Origin of the sequence: Vibrio sp. vnigr-6D03, from assembly GCF_002835515.1 — a bacterium.
Lineage (GTDB): Bacteria > Pseudomonadota > Gammaproteobacteria > Enterobacterales > Vibrionaceae > Vibrio > Vibrio penaeicida.
Genome location: NZ_PIZL01000012.1, coordinates 211,511 through 233,877, shown reverse-complemented (window position 1 = coordinate 233,877; position 22,367 = coordinate 211,511). Strand labels below are relative to the sequence as shown.

Genomic DNA, 22,367 nt, shown 5'->3' with positions numbered 1-22,367 from the left:
CATTCAAAAAATCCCAACCCTCCTACTCTTAAAGTAAAACCACCCACTAATCACGACAAACCAAAATGCGAAGTAGTAGCAGAATGAGGAGAGGGACGCTAAGAAATCGAGGTGTTGTTCAATCTCTTGCTGCGTGTAGCTTTGAGAGACAAGTTTGTAATAGTAAGCGTAAAGAATGCCTATCGACCCGTATCCTAGGTTGAACATCAATCCCTTAAAGCTCAAAACGGTGGCTCGGTTGTGCGATTCGGTCTTTTTATTGAGGTGGTAGCTAATGAAAATGTTCATCGTCATATTGATGAAAATCAGCACCAGAACGGGTATCACTCCGTATATCGACCACCCGAGGCTGATCAAATAATAAGTTATGGCAGTGACGATCCCCATCACCAATAGAAAGGTTCTCGGCGCTATGTTTTCTGCTAAACGTCGGCTTTGTCCTGCCAGCAGAATTTGCAGCAAACTTATCCCTGCACCGATAAATCCGAAATAGATAATCGGGATATCGATGGCGCGATAATATTGGCTGTTCATGGTTAAAAACATGCGTGAGATATGCTCGAACAAGCTGTAATACAGCAATATAAACAGCACGTAGGGGGTGGCAATAACCCACTTGCCGGTATCGATTGTTAGTTTAAGGCTGGCGACTGTCGTTGCCCATTTACCGCTATGGGATGGTAATGCGTTGTTGTCTTCTTCCATGTTTATCGCGGCATAAATGGCGATGATCGCAACAAATAAAGTGGCAAATACGGGAATACGCATGATGTCTTGGGTATTCTCTGGCGCGACGAATCCAAGAAACTGGTAAACAGTCGCCATAAAATTCACATCGTACATGGCGGCACCCAGTAAGGTGACAAAAATACCCACACCAGATGAGATACGAAGCTGGATTTGTAATACCTGCGGCCAAACTTCTTCTTTGCCTTGCGCTTTTAAGGTGTCGTAAGCCAGAGCTTCATCCGCACCACTCGCCAAAGACATGGCTAAACCACTCAATACTCGGTTGATCATAAACACAACAAAGACCAACGTGGGGTTGCCCGTGGGCACAAGGGCGATCATGGCAATTTCAACGAACATCACCACAGAAGACAAGACGACGAGTTTTTTGCGCCCTAAGGTATCGGCAAACGCACCCGATGGGACCTCAGAAATAACAATGGTCGCTGCCCAAATCACGTTCAGTATTGCGAATTGAGAGAGTGTTAAGCCGTAATCTAAATAGAGTAGGGTGAATACTGGGTAGTAAAAGCGTGCAAAGTAGCTGATTCGAAACACTAAGAAGTAGCGTACGTTACGGATATCTAAGATTTCTTTGAGTGTCATGAGGTTTTCTGCACGTTGAGCAACATTACATTAGGTATACACCCAAGTAAGCTCTAGATGCTAGGGGCTGTTGAACTTTTGAGGTGATTTTTGCAGCAATTTGTGGGTTATTTATACAAGGCAGAGCTTATTCGGTGTAGTCGCTCTACATCAATAGGCGATAACGCAGTAGAAATAGGCCACAAATGCTGCCCGAAGGGTTCGCTTCTATGCACTTTACTCTTTGTTGCAAGGTATTTGCTTAGAATGACTAGGCTACACACCTTGCGCCGCGATTAAAATGCATAGAAGTCGAACAAAATTTAACCGCGAAAGATCAACAGCCCCTAGGTTACACTATTGAAATGATGGGGTTGTTGCAAAAATCTATCCATTTCTTATTCAACACATCTGTTTCACCATGAGTTAAGACAGCGTGTTCGTGGTGTTATTTCTTGTGATTTCAAAGAAAAAAGCCTCATAAGAGGCTTTTGATTGGGCGCTAACCCAAGACAGGGAATAAAAAGATCCCTTGCAAGAGAATTGGATAGAGGGAGAGAACTCATGCAAGGGAGGGGAAACTTATAACTTATCAGCGCTTACGGTTTTGATTTCAGGCCAGTTTCCGTTCGCGGTTTTAACAAACCCGGTCACATCTTCTAACCAGCGTTGCTGTACTGATTTATCTAGGTTTAGGTAAAGCTTGCCTTCATCTACTTTCCACGCGAGTGGGTCTGTATCAAACTTCTTACCCATGGCTACACCAAATGCACAGTAACCACCGTATTGTGGTGCGTATGCCGCTGGATCTGCACGGAACGTATCGCGGTTTTCAGCTGAAGCGAAATGGTAAATAGCATTTTTGTAAGTCGCTGAAAATTCAGGATTACCGACAGTCGGCTCACTGGCCGTAAAGTACGCTACTGGGTCGTAACCCTTAATTGCTAGGTCGTTAGCATCAGCGCTTACGTCGATATCGGCAGCCATCACAGAGAAAGGAAGCATTGCAATACCGCCTAAACTAATAAGACGCTTAAGAGATTTATTTGAAACAGACATAGGAAAACTCCTCTTTATTATCTTCTTAATGTCAGGTTTCCGTAATTTCTGCGGCTTGCCCTGACCGTGTGTGAAGTAATTTAAGGCAGATGTCCGGTCTATTTGGGTACAGAAATGCGTAAAAGTGTGCCAATAGTCCGAGGTTTTCATGGATGCTTTATCTAAACTGATACAACAACTCTCAATGCGGTCTGAAGTTTTCTACACGGGGCAGCTCTGCGGTACCTCGTCATTTGGGGATGATGAAAAGAATCAAGGGCACCTTCACATTGTGCGTGAGGGCAAGTTGATACTGCGAGATCACAAAGGGAAGGAAGTGAAGGTCGATGAGCCTTCTATTGTGTATTTCCCCCAAACAGTACCTCATGTTATTGAAGGGCTATCGGATGGGGCTCAGTTGGTGTGTTCTACAATTGAATACAGTGAAGGGAAGTGGGAACTGCTTTTTTCCGCACTTCCAGACAAAATTGTGATTCCGTTCAGAACATTGCCTGCGTTGTCACCGATAATGGAAGGATTGTTTCTGGAAGCTGAAAGCGCAGAGCTAGGGCAGCAGGTGATTCTCGACAAGTTGAGTGATGTCATGATGATCATGCTTTTTCGCCACATAGTAGATAGCAATTTAGTAAAACAAGGTGTGTTGGCTGGGCTGTCGCACCCTAGACTGTCGGAAGTATTGAATATGATTCACCAACTTCCCTATAAAGCTTTCACCATGGAAGACATGGCAGAGAAAGGGGCGATGTCGAGAACGGTATTCATCGATACCTTTAAAAAAGTGGTAGGAATGACCCCCGGCAATTACGTTGCACATTGGCGTATTGGGGCTGCGCAATCGCTCATTTTACAAGGAAAGCCGATGCATTGGGTGCTGGATCACGTGGGGTACGAGAGTTACTCCGGTTTCAGTAAGGTGTTTCGGAAAATTACAGGTGTGTCTCCACGCCAATGGATGGCATTAAAAAAAGAGGCTGACGAAAGAGAGTTATGAACGGAATTGTCGTGTTAGGGAGCATCAACGCTGATCACGTATTGCAAGTTCCTGAGTTTCCGCGCCCCGGTGAAACCTTAAAAGGTCGGAATTATCGGATAATTGCTGGTGGAAAAGGGGCGAATCAAGCGGTGGCGTCTACACGGCTGGGTGCTGAGACCCATTTTATTGGGTGTGTTGGGGACGACCCTTTTGGATTAGGCATTCGAAAGCAGTATGAGTCGGATGGGATTGATGTCTCAGGAATCAAGGTGGAGCCCGATTGCGCAACGGGTATTGCGATGATTCAAGTGGCGGAAAGCGGCGAAAACAACATTTGCATTTCAGCGGAGGCAAATGATCGTCTCACGGCGAAAGTGGTCTCGGGTTTTGCGGAAATTATAGAGCAGGGCGACTACTTGCTTGTTCAGCTAGAAACGCCCATTTCAGGGGTTGAGAAGGCGATTGATATTGCGTACAGCGCTAACAAAAAAGTTGTGCTCAACCCTGCGCCAGCCATTGTACTTCCAGATAGCCTACTTTCAAAAGTTGACATACTCACCCCCAATGAAACTGAAGCGCAGATTCTAACGGGAATCGAAGTGACGGATCATTTATCTGCCTCGAAAGCAGCCCAATATCTTCATCAGAAAGGCGTGCTTATGGTGCTTATTACTTTGGGTTCAAAAGGGGTATGGGTCAGTCAGGATGGGATCGGCTATTTGATTCCTGCTTTTACAGTCGAAGCCGTAGACACGACAGCCGCTGGCGATACGTTTAATGGGGCGTTAATTGCGGGACTGACTAAAGGAAAATCTCTTGAAGAGGCGGTGGTGTTTGCACACGCTGCTGCCGCCATTTCAGTGACACGCTTTGGCGCGCAAACGTCCATTCCATTCATTGCTGAAGTAGAAGCCTTCCTAAAGAATCAGGGAAAATAAGTGAGGGCTAAGGCTTCCCTCAAGGTGATCAGCACACCACCAATTCAACGTCGTGTTGCTTGATAACATCAACTAAGTTCGATGCTGGGACTTCATCGGTAAACAGTGAATCTACCTGAGAAATATGACCAAGATTCACCATGGCGCCGCGGTTGAATTTACTGCTGTCGGCAGCCAATAGTGTTTGGCGTGAACTGGCAATAATGGCTTGCGCTATCTTCACTTCAGAATAATCAAAATCGAGCATGCTGCCATCGGAATCAATGCCCGAGATGCCTATGATGCCGAAATCCATTCGAAACTGTTCGATAAACTCTCGTGTGGCTTCCCCAATAATACCGCCGTCTTTGTTGCGGATCTGACCGCCCGCGATGATGACGGTAAAATCCTCTTTCGGCATCAAAATACTGGCAACATTGATGTTATTGGTGACAACCTTAAGATCTTTATGATTCAACAACGCGGTGGCTACGGCTTCAGTCGTTGTCCCAATATCAATAAACATGGATGCGCCATTAGGAATTTTCTTGACCAGCTCGGTCGCGATTCGAGCCTTTTCTTCCTGATGGCTGATTTTTCGGGTGGAATAGGCTTCATTTTCCGTACTGGAGTAGAGCGATGCCCCACCATGATGGCGGCTGATAAGCCCTTGCTGGGCGAGTTCGTTCAGATCGCGTCGAATCGTTTGGGGGCTGACGTTAAACGTATCAACAAAAGCTTCAGTGGAAAGGAATCCTTGCTCGTCCAGTAAAGCGAGTATTTCATGATGACGTTGCGTTTGTTTCACGGTTAACTCCAGATGGTCATAGAGGTTACTTCAGGCGATCTCCTCAGGATATTAGGGTAGATCACCTTGGGTTTCCGTCCATCATATCAAAGTCTTCCGATAAAATATTTTATCTGTGCCATCTTGAGGGTAACCCTCATAGCGACCCACTTCGTGAAAGCCATGTCTTTGGTAAAAATCTGGAGCCTGAAAATTGTAAGTGTCCAAAAATACTTTCTTAACTTGCATTTTCCGAGCTTCTTTTTCAGCCGTTTTTAGCAATTTAGTGCCTACCCCTTTTCGACGATAGACTTCGTTAACCCAAATACGATGAATGTGGAGAGAATCATAGAATAGGTGTGCCGCAATACCACCAATGATTTGATGGTGTTGGTCCCGAATAAATAGAGCCAATACTTTTTCATCCAACCCAGGGAAAAAGGGTTCATTAAATTCTCTTAAAGCCTGATAAATCGACTCCAAATCGTGTTTGCTAGGATGATAAGTCACTTCGATGATCATGTAGCCTACCTGAATATAAAAACGGTGATCTCAAGGTGAGGTTACTTGGGTATAACGGTATCAACTTGAGTTATTAGGGTTTTTAAAAAGTATATACCAGCTCAAAGAAGATGCTGTGTTCGAAACCAAATTTTTTGATGCATATTGAAAGAGTTAAATAAACTTATCGCCACTAGCGTGTACTCTGATTGAAGCAGCAAGGCTTACCCATTAGCTTTTTGAAAGGGCGTCAATCAGCGAATGTGCGTCTTTAACAAGGGTGACGTCGCTAGAGAATTTGTGACGATTTTCCTCTATAGGAACACCGATCACTTGCATTCCGGCAAGCAGACCTGCTTTTGCGCCTAATACGCTGTCTTCAATCACCGCAAGCTTACTCGGCTCAACATCAATAAGGTAAGCGGCGCGCAAGTATCCTTCCGGTGAAGGTTTTCCTAGTCTAAGGTCGTTTCGGGCAACAACCGCCAAACCCGGTATTTCAAGTTGGAGAGCGGCGAGGCTGGCATTGACTAATATGCGGTCGGAATTCGTGACAATAGCTTGCGGTACACCGAGTGCACGGAGTGATTTGAAAACCTCACACCCATAGAGTGGGGTCACTTCGTTACTGTGGGCACAAAAGTACTGGTAATTGGAGGCTTGATAATCTTCAAACGATACGGTGAGATCGTACGTTGTTTGAAAGTATTCAAAGGTTTTGCTCCCTTCTGTTCCTAGTACGTTTTGCATGTCGTCGTGTGTTGGGTCTACCCCATATTTGTTAAGCGTATGGCGAATGGCTCGTTCGTGAATCGGTTCGCTATCGGCAATGGTGCCGTCCATGTCCCAGAGCACACCATCAAACTTGAGCTGTTCTTTATCTATTTTTAACATGAATATACCTTTCTGAGCCGACCGAATATTTGAAGACTTGAACCTTGGTTGGAATAGGATCACCTTTCCCGTTTTAAACGAAAAAGGGGCAAATGAACCAAGATCTAAATGAGTAAGTGTTGTTCAATATATACACAAATATGTTTCAATTTTAGGGCTCAGCGTCTTAACTTTGCTTATGATCAAATAAAAGACAGGCCGGAGATCACTGAATTAGAAGCGCTAGGTGTTCGGTAAAATAGTTTCTTCTAGCTTATCGAGTTCGCTGTAGAGATCGCTTGTTGCAGCCTTGATTTTATTGAACATTGGGTACATGCGATCGTACGTGTCTTTCCATTCTGGGTTCGGTTGAATCTCTTTTTCGTACTGAACAAGATGTCGCGTAGCATCAGACAATGAATTGAAATGACCCGTTGCAGTTGCAGCTATGGCTGTCGCACCAATCACACCGCATTCCGCTTCTTTAGGAACCAGTATGGGTGTGTTGTACATGCTGGCTTTGATTTGCAGCCAGAGTAGAGATTTCGCCCCTCCACTGGCCGCAATGATGCGTTCTACTTTAGCACCGGTATCGGTCTTGGTATCAAAAGCACTATTGGTATCAAAAGCACTATTGGTATCAGAAGTGCTCTTGATATCTGAGCCGCTCATCTGTTCTATTTGTCTGCGAACAGCAAACGCGACCCCCTCTAATACACTTCGGTGCAGATCGGCAAGGCTATGACTACTATTTAACCCAAAGAATTGCGCTCGCGAGTTGCGGGTTGCTCCTAGCCGCTCTCCGGTCAGGTAGGGCAAGAAGAAAAGGTGTCGGCTGCCTGCGGGAGATTCGGCGGCTTTTGTTGTCGCGGCTTCGTATGAAAGCGTATTTTCGTTCATTGCTCGCCTAGCCCAACGCACCGCATCGCCTCCGGCATCCAACAATGAAAATGCACCCCAATGATTGCCGGGAATCAATACATTGCAGACTTCTTCGTGCCTCACTGGCTCGCGATTTGCGATAGTGATTATTGAAGATGTACCCGTCACATCGGAACCCATTCCGGGCTCGGTAACGCCCGAACCAACCAAAGTTACGGGGAAATCACCCCCACCGACCACGACAGGAAGCCCCTCTGGCAATCCGGTTTCTTGTGCGGCTTTGAATGAAATGGAGCCAAGTACATCTAACGCGTCACGCAATGGAGGCAGTAAACGACGAGGCACTCCCAATTGTGACAGCATGGTTTGCGACCATTCTTTGGTGTCTGCGTCCATTAAAAAGCTGGCGGACGCTTCTGTTGTATCAAAGGCAAATTTGCCGGTTAGCCGAAAGTTAATGAAATCTTTCGGCATCAGTACTTTCCAGCTTTTTTCCAATAGTTCTGGTTCGTTGTCTGCAAACCATTGAAGTTTGAAGCCTGGCCAAGCAGGTGTTGGTGGGTTAGCGGTATGGGTTAAACAGCTTTCCAGCCCGAAGTTATCTTGGTATTGATTTACATGGTTTATGGTGCGTTTATCATTCCATAACGGTACGTATTCACGAGTGGGTTGCCCTGACTCATCAATAAGAACGGTGCCATGCATTTGGCCGCAGCACGATACGGCAACGATATCCGATTTTCGCTGCCCAATTTGACGGACAACTGCGTTAATGGACTCACATGCACCTTGCCACCAGTCTATCGGGCGTTGTTCGCACCAGCCATATTTGGGAACATGCTGATCGTGCTCCTTGGCAGAAAAAGCGAGCATTTCCCCGTTTTTGTTCACGGCAGCCGCTCTCACCGAGCCTGTTCCTACATCAATAACCAAAAATATGGGGGTTGCCATAATGACCTCTCTGCTTTGTTTTTAAGAGCCTTGTTTGTAACAGCCTTGCTTATCAGAGCATTGTTTATCAGGAGCTTGCTTATCCGCGCCTAATTAATCAGTACTTAGAACAACTTAGTTTTCTATTCGTAATTCACTGTTGATATCAAAATAGTGCGCTTTAGACATGTCAATTTGAATGCAGCACAACTGGTCTAGCCCTGCTGGAAAGTGACTGTCTATTTGAGCCGTAAATGGCGAGCCTCCTAAGTCGGAAATCACCAGCGTATGCGAGCCAAGTGGTTCTATCGCCCGTGGGTGAATGTTGACGATGTTACTTACATTTTGAGTGTCGGAATCCTGAGTGTGTTCTGGGCGGATACCCAATACCACTTTAGATCCACGGTATGGGGTAAGTGCAGCTTGGTGAGCAGCCGAAATTTCAAGAATTTCGCCCGTTTCTAAGGTAACAAACGTTGCATCAGATCCGACCGTTACTTTCGTGAAATTCATACTCGGGGTGCCGATGAATTCTGCCACAAAGCGGTTCGCGGGTTTTTCGTAGATCTCTATTGGTGATGCAAATTGTTCAATGTGCCCATTTTGCATCACGACAACACGGTCGGCCATGGTCATGGCTTCTACTTGGTCATGCGTAACATACACCGCAGTTGTACCAAGTTTGCGTTGCAATTGTTTGATTTCGGTACGCATTTCCACACGCAGTTTTGCGTCTAAATTGGATAGTGGTTCATCGAATAAAAAGAGATCGGGGTGCCTAACGATGGCGCGCCCTATGGCGACTCGCTGGCGTTGACCACCTGAAAGATGGCGCGGCTTTCTCTCTAACAGAGCATTAATGCCAAGCAATTCGCTTGCATCGGAGACTCTTTTTTTGATGACATCTTGAGGTTCTTTTCTCACTTTCATGCCATACGCGATGTTGTCGTACACCGTCATGTGTGGGTATAACGCGTAGTTTTGAAACACCATTGCACAGTTGCGTGTGCCGGGTTGTTCGTAGGTTACGTCTCGCTCTGAAATGGCGATCTGCCCATCTGTGACAGACTCTAAACCTGCGATCATTCGCAATGTGGTGGTTTTCCCACATCCTGATGGACCCACAAGAACGACAAACTCGCCTTGTTCAATGTCGAGATTCAGATCGGGTAGCACACTGATCTCGCCATAAGATTTACTGATGTTGGTTAAGCTAACGTGTGTCACGGTGACGACTCCCTGTCTGTTTGGGAACACGCTGCCAGCGATTAAGCTGGCAGCTTGTAAAGCGTTATTTGGCCTCTATTTTTTCTCAGGTAACCCCATTGCACTGCGATAGGCTTTAAGCTGAGATTCACGTCCGAAATCATCCGTTAATTGGTTCCATTGTTTAGCAATGCTGTCCAATGCTTCTTGTTCTGTCACTTTCCCTGCCAAGGCGCGAGAAAGCTCTATTTCAAGAATTTCGGTGTAAGCGAAGAAACCCGGAATACGTAAATCCAGAGCCACATTGGGTGCGTCTAGAGATGCGCGTTGCGCTGCTAGGTAAGACTCCGCCTCGGGTTTGGAGAAAATTGCCAACCAGTTATCGATGTTGTCGTAGTGGCTTAATCGATATGGGTTTACCCCAGTATTTGCCGTAACAATGGCTTTCGATGAATGTTCCTGACTGGTAACAGTTTGAACAAAGTTCCACGCAGCTGCCTTGTTTCTGGAAGACTGAGGAACCGCAAGCTGCCAGCCACCAAAGGCTAGAAAAGGTGACGCGACCACTTCATTGTATTCATTCCATTTGCCTTCTTTAGCGTTCCACATGGATTTAGACCCAGGTAGCATCGCAGTACGAACATTGCCTACAATGCGCGATTCTTTCGGGTTCGCCCCTAATACGCCGGAGTCTGCCCAGTCGATATTCATCGCGACTTTACCCCCTGCGTATAAAGGCCTTACGTCACCGGAACCGTTGTTCAACGCGCCCGGTGGGTTGTAGTCCAAGCCTCGTTTGTAGTCTTTCAGTGCTTTTAACCAGCCTGCGTTGTCAATTTGTGCATTCATGGTGTCGGGGTCAAAGAACATTGAGCCCGGGTTTTTCGGATCGTTGGTGTAGCTGGCTGCGTGCGAGAAGAAGTACCAGAATTGCTGTCCACCACGCTTATAGGCTTCAGCCGTTCCGTATAACCCTTGGTCTGGGCGGTGGAAGAATTCGGCAATATCGTAGTACTGATCCCATGTAACAGGAGCTGCCAATGCATAGCCATACTTCGCTTTGAACGCCGCTTGCTCTTTCGGGTCATTGAAGAGGTCGGCACGGTAATTCAGCATATGCATGTCGCCATCCATGGTGGCGGACTTCACTTTACCATCCCAAAGCATCAAGCGTTCACGGTATACGGGGTGAATGTCGTTCCAGTATTCTCCTTCCTGCATGCTTTGAGGCATTTCAGACAAGAAGATATTAAAGTCGGGTAACCAAGCAGGGATGTAAGAAATAACATCGATCTCACTTGATCCTGTTTGCATCCCCGTCAAAAACTTAGGGAAAAGTTCACCAAAAGGGAATTCCACAATCTTTACTTTACCGCAAGTCTGGGCTTCCCAAGCGGTGCCTGCAGTGCGAAGCGCCGAGGCAATAAAAGGGCCGTTTTGCGAGCCGACGGTCACGGTGACACCGGAGTAATCGGGTTCGCATACTGCCAGTGCATTGGTCGATATCGCGGTTGCGCCTAAACAAAGTGCGACAGCCAGCGCGGAGGTGCGTATTTTCCTTTCCATGTTTAATTCCTTCTAATTTTGCCCTAGCACAAAGGCTGGGCATCCATGGGTAGAGTCAAAAGGTCTTAAGTGTCGTTAAAAGACCCAAAGAGTCGTCAACAGATCTTAAGTCTCATTGGTACTATTTAATCGATCCAGAGAGCAGTCCGGATCTCATCAGCCGACCGAGCAGGGTGACAACGATGATCATTGGTATAATGGATATCAATGTCGCGACGGATATCGCCCACCATTCATCGCCTCGGCTTGAATTTTGTCCTGCTAATACAACAGGCAAGGTTTGCCAACGTGAAGACGTAAGTAAAAGTGCAAAAAGAAATTCGTTCCATATGAACGACAATGTGATCATCGATGTCGCGATAAGCCCTGGTTTGGACATAGGCAGAACGATGTCGAAAAAGATGCGAAGTCTCGGCACATTATCAACCATTGCGGCTTCTTCAACTTCGACAGGAATGGTCCGGAAGAAATCGCGCATCAGCCATACGGCGAGTGGTAGCCCAAATGCGGTATAGGCGACAACCATGCCAGAAAAGCTATCGAGCAATTGTACGCCTTGTTTTCCAAGCTCTGCGTAAAACAGGTATAGGGCAAACGCAGATACGATAGGTGGAAACATGCGCTGAGAAACAAACCAAAAAGTGACGTCGTCGTTCCCAAGTACGGGACCGGGTAGAGGCAGTTTGTTAATAAAGAATGACGAGGTAAATGCGCATACCAGTGAGATAATAATGGCTTGAGGAATCGCAAACCCCATGACCTCATTCAGCAATAAGAACCCACCAATTCCGACAATAGCAAACGTGAATCCAGAGAGTAATCGGATACGAAACTCAAACCGAGCAATGCCATAGGCAGCCATTGACCCAAGCAACACCGATAATGCGGTGGAAACCAATGCGATCAAAGATGAGTGCCAGAAGGGACCGACGAAATCGCCGCGAATGCCAGACATAACCTCTCTAAATGCATCCAACGTAGGCGCAAAGTCGATAAAGGGTAAATAAGTAGCCCCGCCATTTACCGCTTGAGGCGGTTTGAATGCGGTTACTGTTACCCAATAAAAAGGGGCGAGCAAAAACAACAACCAAACGAAACACCCAATAATAGCTATCCATTGACCAGTCGACAGTGAACGGCGCTGTTTGGCTAGATGCTGTTTGCCTGATTGCGTATTACTGTTGATGCTTGGCTTTTGCATGGTACGGCTCGCTTGCGTAGTGGATGCGGATAATTTATCGGTAGCAAAATCGCTCATGATCGCTTCTCCACTACAGGCTTAACAGCAGCAAGGTAAACGCTACCAAGAACAACAATCACGATTAGGAATAAAAAGCTCAGTGCGGACGCTTCCCCTAAGTTAAAAGTTTTAAAACCTTGGTTGTAGGCAAACAGGGTGAGGGTTTCGGTAGAGGTACCGGGGCCTCCTCCCGTTAAAATGTAGACGGTATCAATGATTTTGAAACCTTCAACGATGCGGATGAACACCACGACAACGGAGAGTGGTAATAGCATTGGAAAAGTGATGTCCCAAAATTGTCGCCATGGTGGCACATTTTCAAGAGACGCCGCTTCGTACACGTCTCTAGGCAAGCCCTGCAACCCTGCTAGCATCAAAAGCGTGACGAAAGGTGTCCATTGCCAAACTTCTACAGTGACTAATACGCCCAGCGCCCAAGAGGTTTCTGTTAGAAAGGGCAGATTTTCAAATCCGAGCATACTAAAGAAATCATTCACAGGGCCGAGTGCTGAGTGAAACATCATTCGTGCAACGAGAGCGACCGCAATTGGAGCCATAAACATCGGCAGTAGAAAGATAACCCGAAACAGTTTCTCGCCAGGTACTTTTATGTACAGCGCCATTGCAAGCAAAAAGCCCACAACGTATTGAATTAACACCGAAGTAAAGACAATAAAAATAGTCGTAAAGACAGACTGCCAAAAGCGAGACGACTCCAGCAGGGTTTGGTAGTTGTCGAAGCCAACAAATTTTACCGGCAAAGGCGGTATTAAACGCACGGATTGAAAGCTGACCGTTAGCGCATAAATCAGTGGAAACAGCGTCACCAGCAGTACTACGAATAATGCAGGCCAGACAAATAAATATTTGATGGAATCTGTCTGTTTTGGATTCAGTGTCCCTATCGACATTCACAACTCCTTTGTATGAAACTGCCATTTGGTAGTTTTACTTTCCAATTCTTCTTCATGAAGTCGGCATAAATGTATTTTTAATACATAAAACCGCAATGTCAATCTAAAATCTCACAGTTCTTCAACTTAATTTGATTAAATTAGCGTCTATTTTCGGATTAAAACCATTTGATCTTTTATTTTTCTGTAGTATTAATACTAAAAGCGTCGATTCTTTAAGTCACACACTGCCGTTTAAGTCACATTCGACAGGCTAAAAACTGGAGTGCTCTGAACAAAGAGTAGGCAATCTAAATGGATAGTGAGGGAACAACTATGTCACTTATGGATCCAGTGAGCTGCGAGATTGATGTGTTATCAGGCAGCCTGGCAGGGACAAGCCGACATTACGAAAAACGCTTTCATGATTTGAATGGGCTGTACTTGGACACGGAAGCATTTGAAGCGCTAAACAAAGAAATGGGAGAAGAAGTCGTTTATGAAGTAACGGACTATCACCCGGGGAATCGGGTTCAGGATATGATTTTTGGTGTGACCAAAATGCAGCCCGGTAAGGTTGGTAGCGAGTATTTCATGACTCGAGGGCATATCCACGCGATTGCTGACCGGCCAGAAGTTTACATCGGAAAGAAAGGAAAAGGGTTGATGTTGCTTGAGTCACCTGAGGGGGAAACCAAAGTGGTGGAAATCACTCCTAACACGGTATGTTATGTCCCTCCTTTTTGGATCCACCGAAGCGTAAACACGGGGAATAAAGAGTTTGTTATGTTCTTTTGCTACCCCGGAGACAGTGGGCAAGTTTACGACATCATTGAGCGTTCTGGTGGTATGCGTCATCGCGTTCTGGCTGAAGGAGATAGTGGCTGGAAACTCGAAGAAAATGCGCATTATCAACCTCGCAGCCAAGCGGACGTTAATCGTCTATATAAAGGGGAGTCGGAATGAACCTTGTACCAGCCCAAAAGCCGACATTTTACTTTATAGGGGTGTCTACGTTGCAAAGCTCTATCATGAAAGTTTTCCCTGCTTGGGCTGAGTTTCTTGGTTTGGGTGACGTTCAAATTCGTGGAATCGATTTACCGCTCAATGCGCCAAATGAACAGTATCGACAGGTAACGTCATTTATCAAACACGATTCCCTATCGCTTGGTGCACTTGTCACCACGCACAAAATCAATCTTTACCAAGCGTGTATTGATATGTTTGATGAGATTGATCCACATGCGACAAAAATGAACGAAACCAGCTGTCTTTATAAAAGGCAATCCACATTCTGTTGCAGTGCGAAAGATCCGATTACCTCTGGATTTGCTTTGGAATACATATTACCTCCTCATTTTTTTGCGACGCATCGAGGTAATGTGTTTGTTATGGGAGCGGGTGGTAGCGCGACAGCCATTGTTTGGTATCTAACTCAAGCGGCAAAACAAAACGATCGCCCAACTAAGATTGTGGTTTCAGATGTTTCTCAGCATCGGCTGGATGAGTTGGACCAAGTACTCAAAATATACGGGATAAATGTCGACTGCGAGTATGTATTGGTTGAATCGGATACAACCAATGATGAAGTATTGGCCACACTGCCTCCTTATTCGCTGGTAATAAATGCAACAGGGTTAGGAAAAGATGGCCCCGGTTCGCCATTATCGAACAACGCTCAATTTCCAGTGCATGGCATCGTGTGGGAACTCAATTATCGAGGGGAGCTGGAATTTTACCGACAAGCAAAGGCGCAAGAGTCGTCCGCTCATCTATCGATTCATGATGGCTGGGTGTATTTCATCTACGGCTGGACAAGAGTGATTGCGGACGTATTCGATGTAGACATTCCGGTGAATGGCGAACGCTTTGAAGAGATTTCACGTATTGCCGCCCGTTCTGGCAAGCAGTTAAGCCATGAGAGTTAATGCTATGAATAAAGGTAAGATTTTAGTGACGCCTCGTTCCTTGTCTTTAAATGGGCACCCTGCTTTTGAATCTCTTAAAAAGCTGGGGTATGAAATGGTGTTTTGTCAGCCCGGTAAGTCACCTACAGAAGAGGAGCTGCTTGCTGTTATACCCGAATGCGTAGGGTGGATTGCTGGCGTTGAACCCGTATCTGAAAAGGTGATTGCTTCTGCCAAGCAGCTTAAAGTGATCAGCCGAAATGGCACGGGGGTCGACAACTTGCCATTAGCCTGCATTGAGAAGTCGGGCATCGAGGTGTGTCGGGCGGAAGGGGCGAACGCTCGAGGTGTCGCTGAATTGGCCATTGCCATGATGCTGTCTGGGCTGCGTCATATACCAGAAACAGCAGAAGGGCTTAAATCTGGTCAGTGGACTCGTGCTTTAGGCCAAGAAATTCAAGGGAAGTTAGTGGGCGTTATTGGTATGGGCGCAATCGGTAGGCAAGTGGCGCAAATGGCATTGGGGTTGGGCACTCAGGTGATCGCGTTTGACCCGATACTAAAAGGTCAATTGGTCCTGAACGACGATTTTAAATTTACCGAAGTCAGCCAACTACTCAAGCTGGCAGATATTATTACGTTTCATTGTCCGGCTCCGTTGGATGGCCGACCGATAATCAGCGCAAGTACACTCGAATCAATGAAAGACGGTGTTGTTATCATCAATACAGCCCGAGCGTCGCTGGTGGATCACGATGTAATCTACGATGGTTTGTGCAGTGGAAAAGTCTCGGTGTATGCGGTGGATGTGTATGACACAGAACCTCCAGCTAGCCACCCGCTTTGGCAACATGAACGATGCATAGCGACCAGCCACATTGGCGGATACACCCAAGAAAGTGTTGATAAAGCAACCATTGCCGCCGTCAGTAACTTGCTGTCGGTGCTAGAGGACGACAAAGCCTAATGAACGGTTCTTCATCACGCCAAATATTGCCAAGATCTTGCGTAACCAGTGCCGTATTCAACGGACAGTTGGCTCAGCGGATTTCATCGCTGCCACCGCCAACTGATGAAGTGTTGCTTTACTGGCTGGGGCAGGCTGGCTTTTTGATTCGAACAAAACAGGCAAGTTGGCTCATCGACCCTTATTTGTCGGATTCACTTGCCGAGAAGTATAAAGGTAAGCACTACCCACATATTCGTATGATGCCAGCGCCAATTAGGGTTCAAGATCTCACGAATGTGGATGGTGTTCTTTGTACTCATAAGCACACTGATCATATGGATGCTGGAACACTGATTCCTCTTTTCCAACACCATTTAGGCAACCGAGCTTTCATGCTGGCTCCACGCGCTGAAAAAAAAGAAGCGCTGACTCGAAGCGGATTGCCTTCAGATCGAATTCGTTGGATTTCAGATGGTGAAGAGCTTGTACTGTCTGAATCGCTTTCTGTTCACGCGACACTCGCAGCACACGAGAGTATTGAACGTGATAATCAAGGAAACAGCCGCTTTCTGGGGTATATTCTTAAAATAAGCGTGAATGAAAATACTCAAGTAAAGCACGAGAGCACCGATGAAAAGAAGGATACGCTCACCATTTGGCATTCTGGCGATTGCGTTCCTTATGAAGGGCTAATTGATACTCTGAAATTGCACCAGCCTGATGTGGCATTGTTGCCAGTCAATGGACGGGATGAACGACGATCCAGTCGGGGTATTCCGGGGAATTTTCATTTAGAAGAAGCGTTGTCTTTGTGTAAGCAGGTCGGAATTAAGAACCTGATCGCACACCATTTTGATTTATTTGAGTTTAATACCATCGATCCGCAAAAAATTCTTCTAGCGGCTCAGCAAAACGCTGATAGTATTTCTATCTTCCCGGCACAGTTAAATGTCGAATATCGTTTGAGGTTAAGGAGTTAGCATTGCAACAGAAGCAACCTAATGTCATTGAGATGATCACCCGTTCACTGGATAAGCTCCGTAAGTCTGATCGAAAGGTCGCGGAATGGGTATTATCCGACCCTCAAAAAGCAATCAACAGTACATTGGTGGAAACGGCGAAAGCCGCAGGAGTCAGTGAACCGACCGTTATGCGTTTCTCGACAGCGGTGGGTTGCAGTGGCTTTCAAGACTTAAAAATTCGTTTGGCGCAAAGTATTGCGTTAGGGGTTACGCCGACCCACGCAGCTCTTCAAGATGGTGATAGCACTCAGGTAATTTCTCGTAAGCTGTTTGATTTTACATTAACCAGTTTGGATTGGGCTCGTCAGCATGCCGATATTGAAAAGATGGATGCGGCAGTAGATGTACTTTCCCACGCCCGACAAATCGATTTTTATGGGTTTGGTGCCTCTGGCATTGTGGCGCTGGATGCGCAGCAGAAATTCCCTCTGTTTGGTGTGCCCTGTAATGCACACACAGACGCGCATCAACAATTTATTGCGTCGTCCATGATGAGTGAGGGCAATGTGGTTGTGGCGATTTCTAACAATGGTGAAACCATCGACCTCATTGAAACGGTCAGAGAAGCCAAAAGCCACGGCGCGACTGTGATAGCGATAACGGGTCGGCGCGGCTGTTCACTCAGCAAAGAGTGCGATTTAAGCCTTGTTGTCGAGACCTTGGAAAACACTGATCGCTACACCCCTACGATTTCTAGAATCGCAGCGCTAGTAGTCGTGGATATTCTTGCTACGAGCGTGTCGTTGAAAAAGGAAGAAACGCACCGAGATCGGATAACCTCAATGAAGGAACGTTTGTCTCGCTTCCGTTCTAACCATTTTGATAATGGCTAATTGAACACGCTGGATCCTCTGCTCTAAACCAGATTGCCTTTTAAAGTATCAAGATCTGGTAGAGGTAGGTCTATAAGATGAGCATTGTGTAACTATACTCCTTACTTAATGAATTTGTGCGATGATACCTGTGCCCAATTGGCTTCAAACCGAAGCCAATTGTGGGCAGACGTAAAATTTAAGTAAGGAGTGCAAAGTGCATAAATACCCAGAAACAAAACAATCGGATGTTGTTGATACCTACTTTTCTACGGAAGTGTCCGATCCGTATCGCTGGTTAGAAGACGATCGCAGCGAAGAAACCGCTGACTGGGTAACTCGCCAGAACGACGTAACCTTTGCACACCTCAATCAAATCGCTTTTCGTGACGCCATTCGAAAGAAACTCGAAACCGCCAATAATTTCGAAAAAGTCTCTCTGCCTTTTAAGCATGGCGATTATACCTATTTCTACAAAAATGATGGTATTCAAAACCAAGCGGTTCTTTATCGTCAGAAAGAAAACGACCAAAAAGAACTAGGCGAAGCGCAAATTTTCCTTGATCCGAATACGTTTAGCGAAGAAGGCACTACCTCGCTAGACAGCGTGTCTTTCTCTAAATCAGATACGGTTATTGCGTATTCTGTATCGGAAGGAGGCAGCGACTGGCGCACCATTTATGTGATTGATGCTGAAACTGGTGAAGAGCTTGAAGCCCCAATTCTAAACGCCAAATTTACCGGGATTTCGTGGTTTGGCGACGAAGGCTTCTATTACGCCAGTTACGACAAACCTGAAGGCAGCGAGCTATCGGCTCGTACTGAACAACACAAGTTGTACTTCCACCGCTTGAACACACCACAAAGCGAAGACGTATTGGTATTTGGTGGTTCAGATTCGGAAAAATACCGATATGTATCAGGTTATACAACGGAAGACGATGCTTTCCTTGTCGTATCTGGTGCTCAGTCCACATCGGGTAACGAGCTTTATGTGCGTGATTTACGCCAACAATACGCGCCGTTAACGCTTGTAACGGATAAAAGCCAAGCCGACAGCTACGTTGTCGAGCACAGCGAAGGCGATTTGCTGATTTACACCAACTTGGATGCGCCATTAGGTCGTGTAGTAAAAGTGAATGCACAGCAGCCGTCGGATGATAATTGGGTCGATCTGATTCCAGAGCAAGAGCAGCAGTTAGACATTGAAACAGGTGCAGGCTATTTGTTTGCCTCTTACCTAGTAGATGTGAATACCAAAGTGGTTCAGTACCGCTATAACGGTGAAAAAGTGCGTGACGTTGAGCTTCCGGGGTTAGGTTGTGTGTCTGGTTTTGGCGGGCGTTTCGACTCAAAAGAACTTTATTACAGCTTCACTAACCTTATCGTGGCATCTTCAGGGTATCGATTCGATCCAGAGACGGGTGTAACGGAATTGCATCACCGCTCTCAATGCCAGATCGACAGCGATCTATTGGAATCTAAGCAGGTGTTTTATACCTCCAAAGATGGCACGCGCGTTCCTGTAACGATCTGCTACCGCAAGGGCTTGGAGTTGAATGGGAACAACCCCACTATGCTGTATGGCTACGGTGGTTTTAACGTTAGCCTAGAACCAAGATTCAGCCCACTTGTTGCTACGTGGATTGAAATGGGGGGTGTTTATGCCGTTGCGAACCTACGTGGTGGTGGTGAATACGGTAAAGCGTGGCACATTGCCGGAACCAAACTGCAAAAGCAAAATGTGTTCGATGACTTTATTTCAGCGGCAGAATACCTGATTGAAGAAGGGTACACATCACCAGAAAAGCTCGCGATTCATGGTGGCTCAAACGGTGGCTTGTTGGTTGGCGCTTGTATGACACAACGTCCAGAACTGTTTAAAGTGGCGATTCCTGCAGTTGGCGTATTGGATATGTTGCGTTACCACACGTTTACCTCTGGTGAAGGTTGGGCTTACGACTACGGCACGTCTGAGCAAAATGAAGAAATGTTCAGCTACTTGAAACAATACTCTCCTGTTCATAACGTTACAGAAGGGACGCACTACCCAGCGACACTTGTGACTACGGCGGACCACGATGACCGTGTTGTGCCAGCGCACTCGTTTAAGTTTATTGCCGAGCTTCAAGCGAAACATGAAGGTGAGAACCCTGTATTGATCCGAGTGGATACTAATGCAGGTCATGGTGCTGGTATGCCTATGAGCAAGGTATTGGATTTGTATGCCGATATGTATGCATTTAGCTTCCACCATATGGCATTTGAACCAAAACTGTAGCCACAGACTGTTTTTGAAAGACCTCCTAGGAGGTCTTTTTTTACATCAAAATATTATGACCAAGCTCTATGCAATCGCCTCGATACAATAGTGTGCTGTTTGGGTCTAGATTTGCAGTAACCAATAACTCGGAGCTGTTTTTTAACAACTTCCACTCTGTTGGTGACATATAGCGAATGTTACTGATGTTTTGTAGGCTATCTATTAATGCTAATTCTCCCGTCGTTTTGTCTCTCATCCAAACCACTGCTTTACCAAACTCTACCTCTTCCATGCCTAGATTAAGTTGCAATCGAATACTGGATTGACCCGGTTTTTTGCCTTGATATGCAACAAGAGCGAAATGGTTCTGCTGTGACTCGGATGACATCATGGCCAGGTAATTAACTGGGCGAATTTGAGAAACACTTAAGGGCTGATGAATGGGGACAAGCACAGGCTGTATAAGAACACCTACCACGAGAGACATCGCCATTCCCATTGGCAACCACCACCAACGCAGACCTTTTCTTTGTTGAGTGAGATTAAACGTGCCGTTGGCTATTTGCCGCCAAACGCGTTTGGGTGGCTGTCTTAAATGCGTCGTATCCATAGACAGATCGCTGGTGGGGTTTAGACCTGAAAGATGGTTTTGCCACTGCTCGATATGTTCCCACCAACTTGGATCCGATTGAATCAGGGTTTCCAATCGACGCCGAACACGAAGTGTTTGTGTTCCCAGAACGTATTCGCTTGCCAGCTTATTGCGCAGATCGGAGTTTTGGTAGCGGCGACCTTTTGTTACTCGATTAGGCATCGTTTTAACTCCTGCAATCCGCGACGAATTTGGGATTTCACTGTCCCTAAGGGGGCTTTCATGTGTCGCATTATTTCTTGATGGCTCAATCCGTGTTGATACGCGAGGACGATGGCACTTCGTTTATCTTCGTTGAGCTGCTTTAAGCATTGGGATAGGCCGTGATTGATATCGAATCCCACGCCAGCGCCTAAATCATCATACGATGTGTCTAACGGTTCTTCCTTTCGCCTTCCACGTTTTCGAACTTCATCAATCGCGAGGTTTCTCATGCTTTGGCAGAGCCATGCCCACGGGTAGTCGACAGGGTAACGATTGTCGCTATACCACAACTTAACGAAGCCCTCTTGAAGAAGATCCGCGGCAATTTGCTCGTCTTTAACGACGGAATAAATGACAGCAAAGAGCCGAACGCTGGCTAATTGATAGAGCGCTTCGAACGCTTTTTGATCCCGAAGCGCTATCTTAGAGAGCAGTAAACCTACCTGTTGTTTATCAATACTCACTGTTTCCTCATTGAATGATCAAGTGCCAGACTTTTTTCACGCCATCGCCACTGGCGTCACCGGGCTGTTGGTCTTTAAACCAGCGATATAGTGGCTTATCTTTAAATGTCCATTGATAGCTGTTGTCTTTACGTTGTGTCACCCCAAACCCGCCAGACAAAGTGAGATTTCCTATCCCCTCTTTTAGCAGCATAGGATCTACATACGCGGGTGGCCATTTAGTTTGGCATTCGTTGTAGCACACAGACTGATTGGGCTTATCTTTGTCAAAAGTATACAAAGCAAGGTTGTTACTATCGACCAAATAACGACGACTGCCATCGTTGTATAGCTTTACCGAGACTTGGTCTGCTCTTGCCAAAGGCCAAACACCTTTTATTCCAGCACCCTTAATATCACCCGGCTTACTGTCTTTAAACCAACGATATAGAGGCTTCCCATTTAAAGCCCACTGCTTTTTGCCATCATTTCGTGCAATGGTGCTAAACCCTTCTTGACCATAGAAGAGCGGCTTTTCACTTCCCTCAGCCAATAATGGTGGCCATTTTCCAGCGCATCCACCATTACATACCGACTGACCTTCTGGATCCTTGGAAAAGGTGTACAAACTCATGCCCGTGCTATCGACGTATACGTTTCCTAATTCGGTGTTCATTGTCGTTTTTGATGCAGTAGCACAGCCAATAGGAACGAACGCAAGTGCAGTAAGCAGTAATGTTTTCATCATAGTAATCCTTATTAGGGTCTGTTGACCTTTCGAGATGATTTTTTCAGCTATTTGTGGGTACTTTATTCAAGGCTGTGCTTATTCGGTGTAGTGCTCTACACCAGTAAACGATAACCCAGTAAAAAGGAGCCACAAACGTTGCCCAAACAGTTTTAAATAGATTGTTTGTAGATAGGAGACGATAGAAAAATGGATTTGGATGCACAGTTGCGAAAAATTTTTCAGG

The 22,367-nt window shown here is 46.1% G+C and carries 21 protein-coding genes; 8 read left to right on the top strand and 13 right to left on the bottom strand.

Annotated elements, in window-relative coordinates; genetic code table 11:
- Positions 1–3: 3 nt before the first annotated feature.
- Positions 4–1,335, bottom strand: a complete 1,332-nt coding sequence (locus CW749_RS08990) for an MFS transporter (RefSeq protein WP_101111690.1) — start codon at positions 1,333–1,335, stop codon at positions 4–6.
- Between the two features lie 561 nt (positions 1,336–1,896).
- Entirely contained in the window at positions 1,897–2,319 is a 423-nt protein-coding gene (locus CW749_RS08985) for a YHS domain-containing (seleno)protein (protein WP_237322409.1), read from the bottom strand.
- A gap of 202 nt (positions 2,320–2,521) precedes the next feature.
- Between CW749_RS08985 and CW749_RS08980 the strand changes: the two genes are divergently transcribed.
- Both CW749_RS08980 and rbsK read left to right on the top strand, forming a co-directional pair.
- Positions 2,522–3,364, top strand: a complete 843-nt coding sequence (locus CW749_RS08980) for an AraC family transcriptional regulator (RefSeq protein WP_101111688.1) — start codon at positions 2,522–2,524, stop codon at positions 3,362–3,364.
- Positions 3,361–4,284 (top strand): ribokinase, encoded by a 924-nt coding sequence (gene rbsK, locus CW749_RS08975; protein WP_101111687.1) that lies wholly within the window; start codon positions 3,361–3,363, stop codon positions 4,282–4,284. The genes CW749_RS08980 and rbsK overlap by 4 nt, the downstream gene beginning before the upstream one ends.
- Positions 4,285–4,312: 28 nt before the next feature.
- Here the strand turns inward: rbsK and CW749_RS08970 are convergent, their stop codons facing one another.
- From CW749_RS08970 to CW749_RS08935, 8 genes are all read right to left on the bottom strand, one after another.
- Entirely contained in the window at positions 4,313–5,071 is a 759-nt protein-coding gene (locus CW749_RS08970; protein ID WP_101111686.1) for a DeoR/GlpR family transcriptional regulator, read from the bottom strand.
- Positions 5,072–5,152: 81 nt separating this feature from the next.
- The gene (locus tag CW749_RS08965) at positions 5,153–5,572 is read right to left on the bottom strand and encodes a GNAT family N-acetyltransferase (RefSeq protein WP_101111685.1); all 420 of its coding nucleotides are present in this window, start codon (positions 5,570–5,572) and stop codon (positions 5,153–5,155) included.
- Between the two features lie 210 nt (positions 5,573–5,782).
- On the bottom strand, positions 5,783–6,445 hold the full coding sequence (locus tag CW749_RS08960) for an HAD family phosphatase (RefSeq protein ID WP_101111684.1): 663 nt from the start codon (positions 6,443–6,445) through the stop codon (positions 5,783–5,785).
- 222 nt (positions 6,446–6,667) lie between these two features.
- A complete protein-coding gene (locus CW749_RS08955) occupies positions 6,668–8,257 on the bottom strand; it encodes an FGGY family carbohydrate kinase (RefSeq protein ID WP_101111683.1) in 1,590 nt (529 codons plus the stop codon).
- Between the two features lie 114 nt (positions 8,258–8,371).
- Positions 8,372–9,463, bottom strand: coding sequence for a sn-glycerol-3-phosphate ABC transporter ATP-binding protein UgpC (gene ugpC, locus CW749_RS08950; protein ID WP_101111682.1), 1,092 nt, complete (start codon positions 9,461–9,463; stop codon positions 8,372–8,374).
- A gap of 75 nt (positions 9,464–9,538) precedes the next feature.
- Entirely contained in the window at positions 9,539–11,008 is a 1,470-nt protein-coding gene (locus CW749_RS08945) for an extracellular solute-binding protein (protein ID WP_101111681.1), read from the bottom strand.
- A 121-nt stretch (positions 11,009–11,129) separates the two neighbouring features.
- On the bottom strand, positions 11,130–12,266 hold the full coding sequence (locus CW749_RS08940) for a carbohydrate ABC transporter permease (RefSeq protein ID WP_101111680.1): 1,137 nt from the start codon (positions 12,264–12,266) through the stop codon (positions 11,130–11,132).
- Complete coding sequence (locus CW749_RS08935; RefSeq protein WP_101111679.1) at positions 12,263–13,159, bottom strand: sugar ABC transporter permease; 897 nt, start codon at positions 13,157–13,159, stop codon at positions 12,263–12,265. Before CW749_RS08935 ends, CW749_RS08940 begins: the two co-directional genes overlap by 4 nt.
- 318 nt (positions 13,160–13,477) lie before the next feature.
- Between CW749_RS08935 and CW749_RS08930 the strand changes: the two genes are divergently transcribed.
- The 6 genes from CW749_RS08930 to CW749_RS08905 all read left to right on the top strand — a co-directional run bounded on the left by CW749_RS08930 (position 13,478) and on the right by CW749_RS08905 (position 20,112).
- Entirely contained in the window at positions 13,478–14,107 is a 630-nt protein-coding gene (locus CW749_RS08930; RefSeq protein WP_101111678.1) for a glucose-6-phosphate isomerase, read from the top strand.
- Positions 14,104–15,069, top strand: coding sequence for a shikimate dehydrogenase (locus tag CW749_RS08925; protein ID WP_101111677.1), 966 nt, complete (start codon positions 14,104–14,106; stop codon positions 15,067–15,069). Before CW749_RS08930 ends, CW749_RS08925 begins: the two co-directional genes overlap by 4 nt.
- Positions 15,070–15,073: 4 nt before the next feature.
- On the top strand, positions 15,074–16,015 hold the full coding sequence (locus tag CW749_RS08920) for a phosphoglycerate dehydrogenase (protein WP_101111992.1): 942 nt from the start codon (positions 15,074–15,076) through the stop codon (positions 16,013–16,015).
- Positions 16,015–16,977 carry an MBL fold metallo-hydrolase gene (locus CW749_RS08915; RefSeq protein WP_101111676.1) on the top strand — a complete coding sequence of 321 codons (963 nt, stop codon included), beginning with the start codon at positions 16,015–16,017 and terminating at the stop codon, positions 16,975–16,977. Before CW749_RS08920 ends, CW749_RS08915 begins: the two co-directional genes overlap by 1 nt.
- A gap of 2 nt (positions 16,978–16,979) precedes the next feature.
- Entirely contained in the window at positions 16,980–17,852 is an 873-nt protein-coding gene (locus tag CW749_RS08910) for a MurR/RpiR family transcriptional regulator (protein WP_101111675.1), read from the top strand.
- Between the two features lie 196 nt (positions 17,853–18,048).
- Positions 18,049–20,112 carry a prolyl oligopeptidase family serine peptidase gene (locus tag CW749_RS08905; protein WP_101111674.1) on the top strand — a complete coding sequence of 688 codons (2,064 nt, stop codon included), beginning with the start codon at positions 18,049–18,051 and terminating at the stop codon, positions 20,110–20,112.
- A gap of 40 nt (positions 20,113–20,152) precedes the next feature.
- On the opposite strand, the gene CW749_RS08900 is transcribed toward CW749_RS08905, so the two are convergent.
- The 3 genes from CW749_RS08900 to CW749_RS08890 are packed head-to-tail and all read right to left on the bottom strand — an operon-like array spanning position 20,153 to position 22,138.
- A complete protein-coding gene (locus CW749_RS08900) occupies positions 20,153–20,908 on the bottom strand; it encodes a hypothetical protein (RefSeq protein ID WP_101111673.1) in 756 nt (251 codons plus the stop codon).
- The gene (locus tag CW749_RS08895) at positions 20,893–21,414 is read right to left on the bottom strand and encodes an RNA polymerase sigma factor (protein ID WP_101111672.1); all 522 of its coding nucleotides are present in this window, start codon (positions 21,412–21,414) and stop codon (positions 20,893–20,895) included. The genes CW749_RS08900 and CW749_RS08895 overlap by 16 nt, the downstream gene beginning before the upstream one ends.
- Positions 21,415–21,421: 7 nt before the next feature.
- On the bottom strand, positions 21,422–22,138 hold the full coding sequence (locus CW749_RS08890) for a hypothetical protein (protein ID WP_101111671.1): 717 nt from the start codon (positions 22,136–22,138) through the stop codon (positions 21,422–21,424).
- Positions 22,139–22,367: the final 229 nt, after the last annotated feature.

Excerpts from the sequence above, each read along its gene's own strand:
- CW749_RS08990 (WP_101111690.1), bottom strand. The coding sequence starts at position 1,335 with ATGACACTCAAAGAAATCTTAGATATCCGTAACGTACGCTACTTCTTA.
- CW749_RS08985 (WP_237322409.1), bottom strand. The coding sequence starts at position 2,319 with ATGCTTCCTTTCTCTGTGATGGCTGCCGATATCGACGTAAGCGCTGAT.
- CW749_RS08980 (WP_101111688.1), top strand. The coding sequence starts at position 2,522 with ATGGATGCTTTATCTAAACTGATACAACAACTCTCAATGCGGTCTGAA.
- rbsK (WP_101111687.1), top strand. The coding sequence starts at position 3,361 with ATGAACGGAATTGTCGTGTTAGGGAGCATCAACGCTGATCACGTATTG.
- CW749_RS08965 (WP_101111685.1), bottom strand. The coding sequence starts at position 5,572 with ATGATCATCGAAGTGACTTATCATCCTAGCAAACACGATTTGGAGTCG.
- CW749_RS08960 (WP_101111684.1), bottom strand. The coding sequence starts at position 6,445 with ATGTTAAAAATAGATAAAGAACAGCTCAAGTTTGATGGTGTGCTCTGG.
- CW749_RS08955 (WP_101111683.1), bottom strand. The coding sequence starts at position 8,257 with ATGGCAACCCCCATATTTTTGGTTATTGATGTAGGAACAGGCTCGGTG.
- CW749_RS08945 (WP_101111681.1), bottom strand. The coding sequence starts at position 11,008 with ATGGAAAGGAAAATACGCACCTCCGCGCTGGCTGTCGCACTTTGTTTA.
- CW749_RS08940 (WP_101111680.1), bottom strand. The coding sequence starts at position 12,266 with ATGAGCGATTTTGCTACCGATAAATTATCCGCATCCACTACGCAAGCG.
- CW749_RS08935 (WP_101111679.1), bottom strand. The coding sequence starts at position 13,159 with ATGTCGATAGGGACACTGAATCCAAAACAGACAGATTCCATCAAATAT.
- CW749_RS08930 (WP_101111678.1), top strand. The coding sequence starts at position 13,478 with ATGTCACTTATGGATCCAGTGAGCTGCGAGATTGATGTGTTATCAGGC.
- CW749_RS08925 (WP_101111677.1), top strand. The coding sequence starts at position 14,104 with ATGAACCTTGTACCAGCCCAAAAGCCGACATTTTACTTTATAGGGGTG.
- CW749_RS08920 (WP_101111992.1), top strand. The coding sequence starts at position 15,074 with ATGAATAAAGGTAAGATTTTAGTGACGCCTCGTTCCTTGTCTTTAAAT.
- CW749_RS08915 (WP_101111676.1), top strand. The coding sequence starts at position 16,015 with ATGAACGGTTCTTCATCACGCCAAATATTGCCAAGATCTTGCGTAACC.
- CW749_RS08900 (WP_101111673.1), bottom strand. The coding sequence starts at position 20,908 with ATGCCTAATCGAGTAACAAAAGGTCGCCGCTACCAAAACTCCGATCTG.
- CW749_RS08890 (WP_101111671.1), bottom strand. The coding sequence starts at position 22,138 with ATGAAAACATTACTGCTTACTGCACTTGCGTTCGTTCCTATTGGCTGT.